Source organism: Nocardioides dubius (assembly GCF_039528155.1).
In the GTDB taxonomy this organism is placed as follows: Bacteria; Actinomycetota; Actinomycetes; order Propionibacteriales; family Nocardioidaceae; genus Nocardioides; species Nocardioides dubius.
In genome coordinates, this window is the sequence record NZ_BAAALG010000002.1 from 8,837 (window position 1) to 22,999 (window position 14,163).

The window sequence follows — 14,163 nt, forward strand, 5'->3', positions numbered from 1 at the left end:
TGTGACATGTCGATGCTGCGTGACGTCCCCGAGTCCTGGCCGGTCGAGTCGCGCACCGACCTGCACCGCGACGGCTGGGTGGTCGCCTTCCGCACCGATCAGGTGCGCTCCCCGCACGATCCCGACGGCGACTCGTTCCGTCGCCTGGTCGTCGAGCATCCAGGAGCCGCGGTCGCGGTGGCGATCGACGACGACGACAACGTGCTCTGCCTGCGGCAGTACCGCCACCCGGCCCAGATGCGGTTCGTGGAGTTCCCCGCCGGCGTCTGCGACGTGCCGGGCGAGGACCCGCTCCAGGTCGCCATCCGCGAGCTGCGCGAGGAGGCCGAGATGGCCGCCGAGCGTTGGACCCACCTGATCTCGGTCTGGGCCAGCCCCGGCATCTCCGCCGAGCAGCACCACCTCTACCTCGCCGAGGGCCTCTCCGCAGCCTCGCGCGGCGACTTCGAGATGCACCACGAGGAGGCCGACCTCGAGTTGGTCTGGGTGCCGTACGCCGAGCTGCTGGACGGCGTGCTCGCCGGCCGGATCACCGACGCCCCGGTCGCGCTCGCGGTGCTCACCATCGCCGCCCGCCGGGCCCGCGGCGCGTGAGGGCCGAGCGCTGAGCACCCTCACTCCGCTGGCCAGGCAGCTGCGCACCTATCTCGACCACCTCAGCGTCGAGCGGGGGCTGGCCGACAACACGCTGAGCTCGTACCGTCGCGACCTGCGCCGGTACCAGTCCTATCTGGCGAGCCGCGGGGTCGACTCGCTGGCCGGGGTCAGCGAGCAGCACGTCGCGGACTTCCTGATGCAGCTGCGCGAGGGCGACGAGGAGCACCAGCCACTCGGCGCGACCTCCGCCGCGCGTACCGTCGTCGCCGTCCGCGGATGGCACAAGTTCGCCGCCCGCGAGGGCATCACCAGCCACGACCCGGCCGCCGCGGTGAAGCCGCCCAGCCCGGCCAAGCGGCTGCCGAAGGCGCTGCCGCTCTCGGACGTGGAGGCGATCCTGGAGGCGGCCGGCAGCCCGGAGACCACGCTCTCGCTGCGCGACCGCGCCCTGCTGGAGCTGCTCTACGGCACCGGCGCCCGGATCTCCGAGGCGGTCGGCCTCGACGTCGACGACATCGACCTGGAGCAGGGGAGCGTCAAGCTGCACGGCAAGGGCGGCAAGGAGCGGATCGTGCCGATCGGCTCCTACGCCCGTGCGGCGATCGTCGGCTACCTGTCCCGCTCCCGACCGCAGCTGGCGACTGCCAAGACCCCCGCCGGCGCGATGTTCCTCAACGCACGCGGCGGTCGGCTCTCGCGCCAGAGCGCCTGGACGGTGCTGGTCCGCAGCGCCGAGCGGGCCGGCGTCACCCGCGACGTCTCGCCGCACACCCTGCGGCACTCGTTCGCCACCCATCTCCTCGACGGCGGTGCCGACGTCCGGGTGGTCCAGGAACTGCTGGGCCACGCCTCGGTCACCACCACCCAGGTCTACACCCTGGTCACCGTCGACAACCTGCGCGAGGTCTTCGCCACCGCGCACCCGAGGGCACACTGATGAAGAACCTGGGCCAACGCATCCTGGGCACCGATCCCGACACCGTCTACGCCGAGTTCGCCGCCTGGGCGGGGGATCAGGGTCTCGACCTCTATCCGCACCAGGACGAGGCGATCATCGAGCTGCTCAGCGGCAACAACCTGATCTTGGCGACGCCGACCGGCTCCGGGAAGTCGATGGTCGCCACCGCCGCGCAGTACTACGCGCTCTGCGACGACCGGGTGAGCTTCTACACCGCGCCGATCAAGGCGCTGGTCAGCGAGAAGTTCTTCGCCCTGTGCGAGGCGTTCGGCGCCGAGAACGTGGGGATGCTGACCGGCGACGCCTCGGTGAACGCCGATGCCCCGATCATCTGCTGCACCGCCGAGATCCTGGCGAACATCGCCTTGCGCGAGGGTGCGGGCGCCGATGTCGGCATGGTGGTGATGGACGAGTTCCACTACTACTCCGAGTTCGACCGCGGGTGGGCGTGGCAGGTGCCGCTGCTCGCCCTGCCGCAGGCCCAGTTCCTGCTGATGTCCGCGACGCTCGGCGACGTGTCGTTCTTCCTCGAGGACCTCACCCGTCGCACCGGTCGTCCCTCGGTGCTGGTCGACGACGCCGAGCGCCCGGTGCCGTTGACCTTCTCCTGGTCGCTGACCCCGATGCCGGAGACCCTCGAGGAGCTGGTGGCCACCAAGCAGGTGCCCGCCTACGTCGTCCACTTCACCCAGAAGGACGCCGTCGAGCACGCGAAGACGCTGCTCACCGCGAAGCTGGTGAGCCGTGAGGAGAAGGACGCGATCGCCGAGGAGATCGGCGCCTTCCGCTTCGGCGCCGGCTTCGGCCGGACCCTGTCGAAGCTGTTGCGCAACGGGGTCGGCGTGCACCATGCCGGCATGCTGCCCAAGTACCGGCGCCTGGTCGAGCAGCTGGCCCAGCGCGGGCTGCTCAAGGTGGTCTGTGGGACCGACACCCTCGGCGTGGGCATCAACGTGCCGATCCGCACGGTCCTGTTCACCGGTCTGGCCAAGTTCGACGGCACCAAGCAGCGGATCCTGCGCACCCGGGAATTCCAGCAGATCGCCGGTCGCGCGGGCCGGGCCGGCTACGACACCGCGGGCTACGTCGTCGTCCAGGCGCCCGAGCACGTGATCGAGAACGAGAAGGCGAAGGCCAAGGCGGCGGCCAAGAACGCCGCCAACCCCAAGAAGAACAGCAAGGCGCAGCTCAAGCGTGCGCCCGAGGGCTCGGTGGTGTGGACCGAGCAGACCTTCACCAAGCTGGTCGAGGGCAAGCCCGAGCAGCTGATCTCGCGGATGAAGGTCGACAACGCGATGCTGCTCAACGTGGTGGCGCGGGAGACCGACGCGTTCGCCGTGCTGCGCGACCTGCTCGGCGACAACCACGACGAGCCGCGGCACCGGGTCCGGCTGATCCGCCGCGCCCTGCGGCTGGCGCGCTCGTTGGTGCACTCCGGCGTGCTGGCCCGCCTCGACGAGGTCGACGCCTTCGGGCGTCGCTACGTGCTCACCGACGCGCTGCCGGAGGACTTCGCCCTCAACCAGCCGCTGGCGCACTTCGCCCTGGAGGCGTTGGAGGTGCTCGACCCCGAGGACCCGAGCTACAGCCTGGACGTGGTCTCGGTGATGGAGGCGGTGCTCGACTCGCCGCGGCAGATCCTCTTCGCCCAGCAGCGGGCCGCCCGCGGCGAGGCCGTGGCCGAGATGAAGGCGGACGGCGTCGAGTACGAGGAGCGGATGGCGCGGCTCGAGGAGATCACCTGGCCGCAGCCGCTGGCCGAGCTCCTGGGCGCCACCTACGAGATCTACCGCGGGCGCCACCCCTGGCTCCCCGAGGACGGCCTGGAGCCGAAGTCGATCGTCCGGGAGATGTACGAGCAGGGCTACAGCTTCACCGAGTTCGTCAGCCGTTACGAGCTGGCGCGTGCCGAGGGCCTGGTGTTGCGCTACCTCACCGACGCCTACCGCACGTTGCGCCACACCGTGCCCGAGGGGTATCGCACCGAGCAGTTCGAGGAGCTGCTGGAGTGGCTGGGGGAGACGGTCCGCCAGACCGACTCCAGCCTGCTCGACGAGTGGGAGGCGCTGACCGATCCGGATCGGGTCGCCGAGGTAGCGGCGCAGGGCGCACCGCCACCGCCGCGGCCGCTCTCCGAGCGCGAGCGGGCCTTCACGGTGATGATCCGCAACGCGATGTGGCGCCGGGTGGAGATGTCAGCGCGCGACGACCTCGACGGGCTGATGCGTGGCGAGCGGGCGACGGCGGACCTCTTCGATCCGCCGCGGGAGGTCGAGATGACCCGCTCCCGCTGGGACGACGCGTTGGAGGCCTACTACGCCGAGCACGACCAGATCCGCACCGATGCCGACGCCCATGGGCCGAGCTACCTGCACATCGAGCGGGTCGGTCGTCGTTGGCAGGTCCGGCAGACGATCGCCGACCCCGACGACAACCGGGACTGGGTGATCGAGGCGGAGGTGGACCTCGACGCGAGCGACGAGCTGGGGGAGGCGGTCGTCGCCGTCACCGGCTTCCGGCGATGGGATTGACCTCTCACCTGCCCGCAAAACGGACCACCCGCCTTGTTCCTGATCGGGCGGGCGTCCTAAAGTCGTGCGAAACGCGGCCAACAAGTCGTCGTGTCGACAATCCGGCACCTCGATCCCACCGGCCGCGGACATCGAACGAAGGAGCGGTAGATGAGCAATGGCGGACGCTATGCACCCACCTCCGATGCCTCCTCGATGCCGCCCCTGCTCACCCCACCCCCTTCGCGAAGCGAGCACCCTGTGAGTGATCCCGTCCCCTTCCCGGCACCGGTCCAGGCCACGTCAGAGCCCGAGATCGGACCCACCGGAAGGCCGATGCCGGTGATCCCGGAGCCGCGCCAGCTCACCTCCCACGGGCCGGCGCGGGTGGTCGCCATGTGCAACCAGAAGGGTGGCGTCGGCAAGACCACCACCACCATCAACCTGGGTGCGGCGCTCGCCGAGCTGGGCCGCAAGGTGCTGCTCGTCGACTTCGACCCGCAGGGCTCGCTCTCGGTGGGCCTGGGGCTCAACCCGCACGAGATGGAGCTCTCGGTCTACAACCTGCTGATGGACCGGGAGACCACCTTCGAGGAGGTCGTCGTCGAGTCCGGCGTTCCCGGCGTCGACCTGCTGCCCTCCAACATCGACCTCTCGGCTGCCGAGGTGCAGCTGGTGCACGAGGTCGCCCGCGAGCAGACCCTGCAGCGGGTGCTGGCTCCGGCGATCCCGCACTACGACGTGATCCTGATCGACTGCCAGCCGTCGCTGGGCCTGCTGACCGTCAACGCGCTGACCGCCTCCGACGGCGTGATCGTGCCGCTGGAGTGCGAGTACTTCGCGCTGCGCGGCGTCGCCCTGCTCAAGACCACCATCGACAAGGTCCAGGAGCGGCTCAACCCGCGCCTGGAGATCGACGGCGTGCTGGGCACCATGTTCGACGGCCGCACCCTGCACAGCCGCGAGGTGATGGAGCGCCTGGTCTCGGCCTGGGGCGACAAGGTCTTCCACACCGTGATCCGCCGCACCGTCAAGTTCTCCGACTCGACGGTGGCCGGCGAGCCGATCACCAGCTATGCCTCGAGCTCAGCCGGCGCCGAGTCCTACCGCCAGCTGGCCAAGGAGGTGCTGGCACGTGTCGAGACGGGTGAGCCTGCCCGCGGCTGACGACCTCTTCCGGCCCACCGCTCCGGCTGCTCAGCCGAGCGATCCCGAGCCCGCGCCGAAGCCGGCCCGCGCCCCGCGCAAGGCCGCTGCCAAGAAGGCAGCGCCCCGCGCGGAGTCGCCCACCGCCGCAGCGGTCGCCGACGAGCCGGCCGAGCGGACGTCGGCCGCACCGGCACGCCGTCCCAGCGGCCGGGTGCGCCATGACGAGAAGATGACCGTCTACATCACCTCCGACGAGCTGCTGGATCTCGAGCACGCCCGCTTGTCGCTGCGCCGTACGCACGGCCTCGCCGTCGACCGTGGACGCCTCGTGCGCCAGGCCATCGCGATGGCGCTGGCGGACCTGGAGGCGCACGGTGAGGACAGCCAGCTGGTGCAGCGCCTGAGGGAGGCGTGAGCGGCGACGCCACCGCCGACGTCATCGACGAGACGACCGAGGGCGGTGGCGGCTTCGAGGTCAGGCTCGCCAACTTCGAGGGTCCCTTCGACCTGCTGCTGAACCTGATCGCCAAGCACAAGCTCGACATCACCGAGGTCGCGCTCTCCCAGGTGACCGACGAGTTCATCGCCCACGTCAAGGCGGGTGGACCGGTCTGGGACCTGGAGCAGACCACGTCGTTCCTGCTGGTCGCTGCCACGCTCCTCGACCTCAAGGCGGTCCGGCTGCTCCCGCAGGGCGACGTCGAGGACGAGGAGGACCTCGCGCTGCTCGAGGCCCGTGACCTGCTCTTCGCGCGCCTGCTGCAGTACCGCGCGTTCAAGCAGGTGGCGGCGGTCTTCGAGGAGCGGCTGTCGCGCGAGACCCGGCGGCACCCCCGCGCGGTGGGTCTGGAGGACCGCTTCGCCAGCCTGCTGCCCGAGGTGCTGATCGGTGTCGGCCTGGAGCGCTTCGCCCAGCTGGCGGCGAAGGCGATGGCGCCCAAGCCGGTGCTGGAGCTGACCCTGCACCACATCCACGCGCCGAGCGTCTCGGTACGCGAGCAGGCGACGATCGTGGTGGACCGGCTGCGTCGCCAGGGGACCCTGACCTTCCGGGCCCTGAGCGGCGACTCGCCCGATGTGCTGACCACCGTCGCCCGCTTCCTCGCCCTGCTGGAGCTGTTCCGCGAGGGCGCTGTCGCCTTCGACCAGGTGACGCCACTGGGGGAGCTGACCATCCGCTGGACCGGCGGCGACGATGAGTTCGAGATCGACGACGAGTTCGACGGCGCCGCCGAGCCGTCCGGATCGGACGAGGAATCCGCGGACCGAGAAGACGGCACCGACCAGGAAGCTGAGGAGCTGGAGTGAGCGACGACGTCGTGGAGGAGACCGAGGTCCGCCGGGTGGAGCTGCGCCCGGCGCTCGAGGCGCTGCTGATGATCGCCGACCAGCCGCTCGACGAGCTGAGCCTCGCCTCGGCCGTCGGCCACCCGCAGGCGGAGGTGGCGGGTGCCCTGGCGGCGCTGGCCGAGGAGTACGCCAGCCAGGGCCGCGGCTTCGAGCTGCGCAACGTGGCCGGGGGATGGCGCTACTACACCCGCGAGGAGTACGCCGAGGTCGTCGAGGCGTTCGTCCTGGAGGGGCAGACCGCGCGGCTCACCCAGGCCGCCCTGGAGACCCTGGCCGTGGTCGCCTACAAGCAGCCGGTGAGCCGGGCACGGGTCTCGGCGATCCGTGGCGTCAACGTGGACGGCGTGATGCGCACCCTGCTGGCCCGCGGGCTGGTCGAGGAGGCCGGCGCTGACGACGACACCGGTGCCAACCTCTACCGCACCACCAGCTACTTCCTGGAGCGGATCGGCGTCACCTCGCTCGACGATCTGCCCGAGCTGGCGCCGTATCTGCCCGACATGGAAGACATCGAAGACGATCTTGCGGCGTTCGGCGCCCAGACCGCGGCGAGCCTGCACGGGCAGGACGCCACCGCATCGAATGGAGAAGGCACGTGAGCATCGAGGTCGACGACGAGGGCATGATCCGGCTGCAGAAGCTGCTGGCTCAGTCCGGAGTGGCGTCGCGACGCAAGTGCGAGGAGCTGATGCTCGACGGGCTGGTCGAGGTGGACGGCGAGATCGTCACCCGGCTCGGCACGAAGGTCGACCCGACCACCGCGGTGATCCGGGTCGACGGGCGGCGGCTGCCGCCGATCAGTCCGAACGTATACCTGGTGCTGAACAAGCCGCGTGGCGTGGTCTCGACGATGTCCGACCCGCAGGGGCGGCGCACCATCAGCGACCTGGTCGCCGATCGGCCCGAGCGGCTCTTCCACGTGGGCCGGCTCGACACCGACACCACCGGTCTGCTGCTGCTCACCAACGACGGTGAGTTCGCGCACCGGATGGCGCACCCCTCCTACGAGGTCTACAAGACCTACGTCGCCGAGGTCTCCGGGCTCGTGGACCGGGCGGTGCTCGATCGCCTGAAGGCCGGCGTCACGCTGGAGGACGGACCGGTCGAGGTCTCCAAGGTCCGGGTCGTGTCCAGCAACGGGCATGGCGACAAGGCCCGCAGCATCGTCGAGCTGGTGATCCACGAGGGTCGCAACCGGATCGTGCGGCGGCTGCTGGACGAGGTCGGGCACCCGGTGCTCCAGCTGACCCGCACCGCGTTCGGTCCGGTCAAGCTCGGCAGGCTGCCCTCGGGTGCTCTGCGCGACCTGACCAGCGCCGAGCTCGGCAAGCTTCTCGACGCAGCGCAGCTATGAGCGGGCTGTTGCAGGGCCCGGTCCTGGTCGTGGGCACCGGGCTGCTCGGCACCTCGGTGGCGCTGGCGTGTCGCGAGGCGGGCCTCGAGGTGCTGTTGCGCGACGTCTCCTCGGAGCATGTGCGCACCGCCAGCGGCTTGGGAGCCGGCGTCCCGGACACCGGCGCCGCCCCGCAGCTGGTGGTGGTCGCGGTTCCGCCCGACCATCTCGGCGCGGAGATCGCCGCGGCCCTGGCCGCCACCGATGCAGTGGTCACCGACGTCGGCAGCGTGAAGTCCCAGCCGCTGGCGCAGCTCAAGGCGCTCGGCGTCGACGACCTGCGCCGCTACGTGGGCTCGCACCCGATGGCGGGCAGTGAGCGGTCGGGGCCGCTCGCCGCGTCGGCGACGCTCTTCGAGGGGCGGCCCTGGGCGCTCACCCCGCACCAGAGCGCGGAGGCGTCCGCGATCGCCGTGGTGCGCGAGCTGATCATGCTGTGCGGCGCGGTCCCGGTCGACCTGAGTCCGGACGACCACGATCGCGCGGTGGCCCGGGTCTCCCATCTTCCGCAGCTGATGTCGTCGCTGGTCGCCGGCCGGTTGGCCGAGGCGCCCAGCTCGCATCTGGCACTGTCGGGCCAGGGCGTGCGCGACGTGACCAGGATCGCGGGCAGCGACCCCACCCTGTGGAAGCAGATCATCACCGCCAACTCCGAGGCGGTGCTGGCGATGCTCGACGAGGTCGAGGAGCGACTCGCACGGCTGCGTGGCTTCGTCGCCGCCGCCGACGCCGAGGCGATCGCTGCACTGCTCGCTGAGGGTGTGGCCGGCACGCGGGCCATCCCGGCCAAGCACGGCGGTGTGGCGCGGCCGATGGCGTCGGTCTTCGTGTCGCTGCCGGACCAGGCCGGCGAGCTGGCCCGGCTCTTCGCCCATGTCGGCGCCCAGGGCGTCAGCATCGAGGACGTGCACATCGACCACGACCCCGGCCGCCCGGTCGGTCTGGTCGAGCTCGTCGTCGAGGCGACGTCCGCATCGACCCTGGTGGCCTCGCTCACGGCACGCGGTTGGGTGGTTCATCCCTGAGGCGGTTGCTCGGTAGGCTGACGCCGTCCGTCGTCACCGTAGGAAGCAGGATGCCTTGACTCGCAGCGCCCAGACCCAGTCGATCGTGATCGCCCTCGATGGGCCGTCCGGGTCGGGCAAGTCGAGCACCTCGCGCGGTGTCGCCACCCGGTTGGGGCTGCGCTACCTGGACACCGGTGCCATGTTCCGGGCGATGACCTGGTGGATGCTCGAGCACGATGTCGACGTCCACGACGCCGAGGCAGTGGCCGCCGCCGCGAACCGGCCGCAGATCGTCTCCGGGACCGATCCGTCGGCGCCGACCATCACCGTCGACGGCACCGACGTCGCCGAGGCGATCCGCGGCACCGAGGTGACCGGCGCGGTGAGCCCGGTCAGCGCGGTGCCCGAGGTGCGGGCCCGGCTGCTGGAGCTGCAGCGTGCGGTGATCGGCGAGGGCGGCATCGTCGTCGAGGGCCGCGACATCGGCTCCGTCGTCTGGCCGCAGGCCGAGCTCAAGCTCTACCTGACCGCCGACGCCGGCGCCCGCGCTGCCCGCCGCGCCCTGGAGGAGGGCGGTAGCGACGTCGCCGCGACCGAGGCCTCGCTGCTGGCGCGCGACAAGATCGACTCCAGCCGCACCACCGCCCCGCTCACGGTGCCCGAGGGCGCGGTGCACCTCGACACGACGCCGTTCACCCTCGACGAGGTCATCGAGAAGGTGGTTGCCCTGGCGGAGGCCGCGGAGGGCATCGGATGAGTGCGTCCGGCAGTGTGACGCCGCTCGCCGGCGCCGCGCTGCCCCGTACCGACCAGGTGCCGCTCCCTGCGCGGTTCCTGCTGCATCCGTTGCGGCCTCCGGCCCGGATGCTGTTGCGCAGTCGGTACGAGATCCGGGTGCACGGCGCCGAGCAGGTGCCGGCCAGTGGCCCGGTGATCCTGGCCGCCAACCACATCGGCGTGATCGACGGTCCGCTGTTGGCGATCTTCAGCCCGCGACCGGTGCATGCGCTCACCAAGATCGAGATGTTCGCCGGCCGGCTCGGACGGTTCCTGACCTGGTCGGGACAGATTCCGCTCGATCGGTTCCACTACGACCCGGCTGCCATCAAGTCCTGCATCGCGGTGCTGCGGGCGGGCCGGGTGGCGGGAATCTTCCCCGAGGGGACTCGCGGTGCGGGGGACCTGGACCTCGCCCGGTTCCACCACGGCGCCGCCTACCTGGCTCTGGTGACGGGTGCGCCGGTGGTCCCGGTGACCTTCCTCGGCACCCGCGCTCCGGGGGCTCCGGGCAGCGCGCTTCCGCCGCGGGCCGGGGGAGTCGATATGGTGTACGGAAGCCCGTTCCAAGTTCCACCGCACGCATGGCCTCGGAGCCGGGAACAAGTAGCCCAGACGACGGCGTTGTTGCAAGCGCACATGTCTGTGTGCCTTGACCGTGCGCGTGACCTGACCGGACGCGCACTACCAGGCCCTCTCCCCGAGGGCGATGAACCCGATGGCGATCCAGACCGGGCGCCCGGACGAGGAGCATGATGAGCGAGTACGACGTGTCCACCGACGAGGCCGCGACCGGGCCTGTGCCGGTGCTGGCGGTGGTCGGGCGACCCAACGTCGGGAAGTCCACCCTCGTCAACCGCATCATCGGGCGCCGCGAGGCCGTGGTCGAGGACCGGCCCGGCGTCACCCGTGACCGGGTCTCCTACGACGCCTCCTGGAACGGCCGGGCGTTCACCGTCGTCGACACCGGCGGCTGGGACCCGGACGCCCGCGGCCTGGCCGAGCGGATCGCGGCCCAGGCCGAGATCGCCGTCAGCCTGGCCGACGCGGTGCTCTTCGTGGTCGACGCGACCGTCGGCATCACCGACGCCGACGAGGCGGTCGTGAAGATCCTGCGCAAGGCCAACAAGCCGGTCGTGCTGGCCGCCAACAAGGTCGACGCCCAGCACCTTGAGGGGGAGGCCTACGGGTTGTGGAACCTCGGGCTGGGGGAGCCGCACCCGATCTCGGCCGCACACGGTCGCGGCACCGGTGACCTCCTCGACGCCGTCCTGGAGGCGCTGCCGGAGACGCCGGAGGAGTCCTACGGCGAGGTCGGCGGCCCGCGCCGGATCGCGCTGGTCGGCAAGCCCAACGTCGGCAAGTCGTCGCTGCTGAACCGGCTGGCCGGCTCGGAGCGCGTGGTCGTGGACAACGTGGCCGGCACCACCGTCGACCCGGTAGACGAGCTGATCACGCTCGGTGGCAAGGAGTGGCGCTTCATCGATACCGCGGGCATCCGCAAGCGGGTCAAGGAGGCGTCGGGCCACGAGTACTACGCCTCGCTGCGTACGGCGGGCGCGATCGAGCGGGCCGAGGTGGCCGTGCTGCTGATCGACGCCTCGCAGTCGATCTCCGAGCAGGACCTGCGGATCGTGCAGACGGTGCGGGAGACCGGCCGCGCGCTGGTGATCGTCTTCAACAAGTGGGACCTGGTCGACGAGGAGCGTCGCTACTACCTGGACCGCGAGATCGAGCGCGAGCTCGTCCAGGTGCAGTGGGCGCCGCGGTTGAACCTGACCGCGCGCACCGGCTGGCACATCGACCGGCTGGTGCCGGCCCTGGAGCGGGCCATCGAGGGTTGGGAGACCCGGATCTCGACCGGCACGCTCAACGCCTTCCTGGGCCGCCTGGTGCAGGAGCACCCGCACCCGGTGCGCGGCGGCAAGCAGCCGAAGATCCTCTTCGGCACCCAGGCGCAGACGGCGCCGCCGACCTTCATCCTCTTCACCTCCGGCAAGCTGGACGCTGGCTACGAGCGCTTCATCGAGCGGCGTCTGCGCGAGGAGTTCGGCTTCGTCGGCACTCCGATCGAGCTGCAGGTGCGCCCGCGGGAGAAGCGCAAGCGCTGATCCCCGGGGCCCGTCCGGACACTCCGGACAGACCCGATTGCGCCGAATCTCCAAGCCTGCGGTAATGTTCGGACCGCTTCGAGGGTCGTAGATCCACGGGGTGTTCGGGCTGTGGCGCAGCTTGGTAGCGCACTTGACTGGGGGTCAAGGGGTCGCAGGTTCAAATCCTGTCAGCCCGACGGACAACGGCAGAGGAACTAGCTCCTCTGGCCTGAATAGACAGACAGAGAGGGCCTTGCCGGAGCACTACCGGCAAGGCCCTCTCGCTGTCTCGGGCAACGGCGTTGATCACAGATCAGCGGTGGCGCGTCTGGGGCGGAAGCGTGCGAGCCTATCCGGCTTGCGCTCCGGTCCAGCCTGCTCGCCGGATGATCCGCGGAATGGCCCCGCGAGACGCCGAACGCCTCTAGCGTCGGTGCCATGTGGGTTGTGGTGCTGGTCGTGCTGGTCGTGCTCGTCGTGGCTGCCGTCGTCATATGGCAGGCCCTGACCGATCCTGCCGCGGGTGACGTCGGAACGCATACCCAGGGGCCGCCCTCAGAGCGCGAACTGGAAACGGGGTTGGAAGGGGCGATGCGGGAGGTGGAGGCACGGGCTGCCGCGCTCATGCCCGAGGTGGAGGCACGGGCTGCCGCGCTCATGCCCGAGGTGGAAGCCGAAGTCGCTCGACTCCAGGCCGACCTGCTCCGGGGGCTCAGCCCCGGAGCCGAATCCTTGCGGCTGGATGAGCCTGGGCCCGAGCCTCAGCCTGAGCGGCTCAGCCTCGGGCCCGACGGCGGGCCGACATGGATGGATCCGGCGGACTGGGCCGACCGTGTCGCGTCCTACACGCGGCAGGGGCGGACCGCTACGGATATCCGGGAGGTGGCCGAGTATCTCGAGCGACGCGGCCCGAGGACGCCACGTGATCCCGCCGCGCAGAAGGCACGCGCCAAGCGCGCCGGTTATGTCGCACGGACGGAGTACCTCTCGCCGGAGGAAGAAGCTGATGTGCTCGTCTCCCCGTCAGGCGGTCTGCCCGATCTCTGGCTGGAGCACGTGCGGGATCGTCTCTTGGTCGTGTCACCGCGCGGCTGGGTCAACCCTCGAAGTCGTACGGCGGCGTCACGGGCCGGGCTGTGGTCGTTCGGCGTGCGTGGCACCAGCCACCACGAGAGGGCGGCGCGGGCTGGCGACTTCCGGCCCGGCGCGCCCGTGGTGCTGGTGCGCGAGCCCCAGAACGCCCACGACCCGAACGCGATCGGCGTCTACGCCTCAGGAGCGACCGAGCTTGCTGGATACGTTCCCCGCGGCTTTGCCAAGAGGCTCACGCCGATCCTCGATGGCGGTGCTGACATGGTGGCGGTCAGCACGCGTGGAGGTGGCCCGGGCGAAGATACGACGCCGCAGGTCCTGGTCGTCGAGCGGCGCCTCTGGACGCATCTCCACCGGAAGGGCAGTGCGACCAGATGACCGAACCGCTGACCCAAGTGGAGCGATGGGAGCGGCGGGCCGAGATTCCTCTCATGCTGCTTGCGCTTGCGTTTCTGGTGGCCTACGCGTGGCCCGTGCTGGACCCTAGGGTGTCTCCCGATCTGGCGGGATTCTTCGCCGCCGTCTCGTGGACGGTTTGGGGCGCGTTCGCCGTCGATCTGATGGTGCGCTTCTGGATGACCGAGGACCGGACGCGCTACGCCGCGCAGCACTGGTACGACGTGGCCCTCGTGGCCCTGCCTCTGCTCCGTCCGCTTCGGTTGCTCCGCCTGCTGGCGCTGGTCCGCATCCTCGACCGCTCCGCCGCAAGCAACGTCGCCGGGCTCGTGCTCATCTACGTGAGCGGAGCGGCAGCCTTGGCAGTGGGACTTGGTGCGTTGGCAGTCCTCGACGCTGAACGGGATGCATCCGGGGCCAACATCACGACCGCCGGAGATGCCCTCTGGTGGGCCACGACAACTGTGACGACCGTCGGCTATGGCGACCGCTTTCCGGTGACCACAGAGGGGCGGCTCGTGGCCGTGATGCTCATGCTCGTGGGTATCGGTCTCGTGGGCTCTGTGACCGCGAGCATCGCGTCGTGGCTGCTGGCCCGCGTGGCGGCCGAGCAAGCGAACGCGACCACAATCCAGTGAGACGTCGATACGCGACGGGCCCTTCGTTGACGTTGGCCGCCTCGTGCAGGTCGGTTCAGTCACAACCGGCGCGCCGGCGTCCGCCTTGCCCCTGACTCGCTGGCTGGGACTTCGAGCGATCCCGGAAATGCGGCGGGATGAGAAGAGTCGGCCACTGGACGATCCACATCCAGGCCCCGAACACCAGGAACAGCAAGCCCACA

Annotated in this window: 14 protein-coding genes and 1 tRNA gene; all 15 read left to right on the forward strand. The window is 70.5% G+C overall.

The window, feature by feature from the left end:
* The coding region (locus tag ABD151_RS01890) for an NUDIX domain-containing protein (protein WP_343990767.1) at positions 1-594 on the forward strand (594 nt) is incomplete at its 5' end.
* Positions 595-634: 40 nt separating this feature from the next.
* Complete coding sequence (gene xerD, locus ABD151_RS01895) at positions 635-1,534, forward strand: site-specific tyrosine recombinase XerD (RefSeq protein ID WP_343991637.1); 900 nt, start codon at positions 635-637, stop codon at positions 1,532-1,534.
* On the forward strand, positions 1,534-4,086 hold the full coding sequence (locus tag ABD151_RS01900) for a DEAD/DEAH box helicase (protein ID WP_343990769.1): 2,553 nt from the start codon (positions 1,534-1,536) through the stop codon (positions 4,084-4,086). The genes xerD and ABD151_RS01900 overlap by 1 nt, the downstream gene beginning before the upstream one ends.
* 240 nt (positions 4,087-4,326) lie before the next feature.
* Entirely contained in the window at positions 4,327-5,232 is a 906-nt protein-coding gene (locus ABD151_RS01905; RefSeq protein WP_425571841.1) for a ParA family protein, read from the forward strand.
* Positions 5,201-5,629: a hypothetical protein gene (locus ABD151_RS01910; protein WP_343990771.1), complete on the forward strand. Its 429-nt coding sequence runs from the start codon at positions 5,201-5,203 to the stop codon at positions 5,627-5,629. Before ABD151_RS01905 ends, ABD151_RS01910 begins: the two co-directional genes overlap by 32 nt.
* Complete coding sequence (locus ABD151_RS01915) at positions 5,626-6,522, forward strand: segregation and condensation protein A (RefSeq protein ID WP_343990773.1); 897 nt, start codon at positions 5,626-5,628, stop codon at positions 6,520-6,522. Before ABD151_RS01910 ends, ABD151_RS01915 begins: the two co-directional genes overlap by 4 nt.
* Positions 6,519-7,163 carry an SMC-Scp complex subunit ScpB gene (scpB, locus tag ABD151_RS01920; RefSeq protein ID WP_343990775.1) on the forward strand — a complete coding sequence of 215 codons (645 nt, stop codon included), beginning with the start codon at positions 6,519-6,521 and terminating at the stop codon, positions 7,161-7,163. Before ABD151_RS01915 ends, scpB begins: the two co-directional genes overlap by 4 nt.
* A gap of 23 nt (positions 7,164-7,186) precedes the next feature.
* The gene (locus ABD151_RS01925) at positions 7,187-7,918 is read left to right on the forward strand and encodes a pseudouridine synthase (RefSeq protein WP_343991641.1); all 732 of its coding nucleotides are present in this window, start codon (positions 7,187-7,189) and stop codon (positions 7,916-7,918) included.
* Positions 7,915-8,982: a prephenate dehydrogenase gene (locus ABD151_RS01930; protein ID WP_343990777.1), complete on the forward strand. Its 1,068-nt coding sequence runs from the start codon at positions 7,915-7,917 to the stop codon at positions 8,980-8,982. Before ABD151_RS01925 ends, ABD151_RS01930 begins: the two co-directional genes overlap by 4 nt.
* Positions 8,983-9,037: 55 nt before the next feature.
* Positions 9,038-9,721, forward strand: a complete 684-nt coding sequence (gene cmk / locus ABD151_RS01935) for a (d)CMP kinase (protein ID WP_343990779.1) — start codon at positions 9,038-9,040, stop codon at positions 9,719-9,721.
* Positions 9,718-10,497: a lysophospholipid acyltransferase family protein gene (locus ABD151_RS01940; RefSeq protein ID WP_343990781.1), complete on the forward strand. Its 780-nt coding sequence runs from the start codon at positions 9,718-9,720 to the stop codon at positions 10,495-10,497. The genes cmk and ABD151_RS01940 overlap by 4 nt, the downstream gene beginning before the upstream one ends.
* Positions 10,497-11,852 carry a ribosome biogenesis GTPase Der gene (der, locus tag ABD151_RS01945; protein ID WP_343990783.1) on the forward strand — a complete coding sequence of 452 codons (1,356 nt, stop codon included), beginning with the start codon at positions 10,497-10,499 and terminating at the stop codon, positions 11,850-11,852. The genes ABD151_RS01940 and der overlap by 1 nt, the downstream gene beginning before the upstream one ends.
* A gap of 105 nt (positions 11,853-11,957) precedes the next feature.
* Positions 11,958-12,031: transfer RNA gene (locus ABD151_RS01950), tRNA-Pro, on the forward strand.
* Between the two features lie 241 nt (positions 12,032-12,272).
* Positions 12,273-13,304, forward strand: coding sequence for an HIRAN domain-containing protein (locus ABD151_RS01955; RefSeq protein WP_343990785.1), 1,032 nt, complete (start codon positions 12,273-12,275; stop codon positions 13,302-13,304).
* Entirely contained in the window at positions 13,301-13,960 is a 660-nt protein-coding gene (locus ABD151_RS01960; protein ID WP_343990787.1) for a potassium channel family protein, read from the forward strand. Before ABD151_RS01955 ends, ABD151_RS01960 begins: the two co-directional genes overlap by 4 nt.
* Positions 13,961-14,163 lie beyond the last annotated feature (203 nt).

Bases quoted from the DNA above. Each gene is read 5' to 3' on its own strand.
- ABD151_RS01900 (WP_343990769.1), top strand. From the start codon at position 1,534: ATGAAGAACCTGGGCCAACGCATCCTGGGCACCGATCCCGACACCGTC.
- ABD151_RS01925 (WP_343991641.1), top strand. From the start codon at position 7,187: ATGATCCGGCTGCAGAAGCTGCTGGCTCAGTCCGGAGTGGCGTCGCGA.
- ABD151_RS01930 (WP_343990777.1), top strand. From the start codon at position 7,915: ATGAGCGGGCTGTTGCAGGGCCCGGTCCTGGTCGTGGGCACCGGGCTG.
- ABD151_RS01940 (WP_343990781.1), top strand. From the start codon at position 9,718: ATGAGTGCGTCCGGCAGTGTGACGCCGCTCGCCGGCGCCGCGCTGCCC.
- der (WP_343990783.1), top strand. From the start codon at position 10,497: ATGAGCGAGTACGACGTGTCCACCGACGAGGCCGCGACCGGGCCTGTG.
- ABD151_RS01955 (WP_343990785.1), top strand. From the start codon at position 12,273: ATGTGGGTTGTGGTGCTGGTCGTGCTGGTCGTGCTCGTCGTGGCTGCC.
- ABD151_RS01960 (WP_343990787.1), top strand. From the start codon at position 13,301: ATGACCGAACCGCTGACCCAAGTGGAGCGATGGGAGCGGCGGGCCGAG.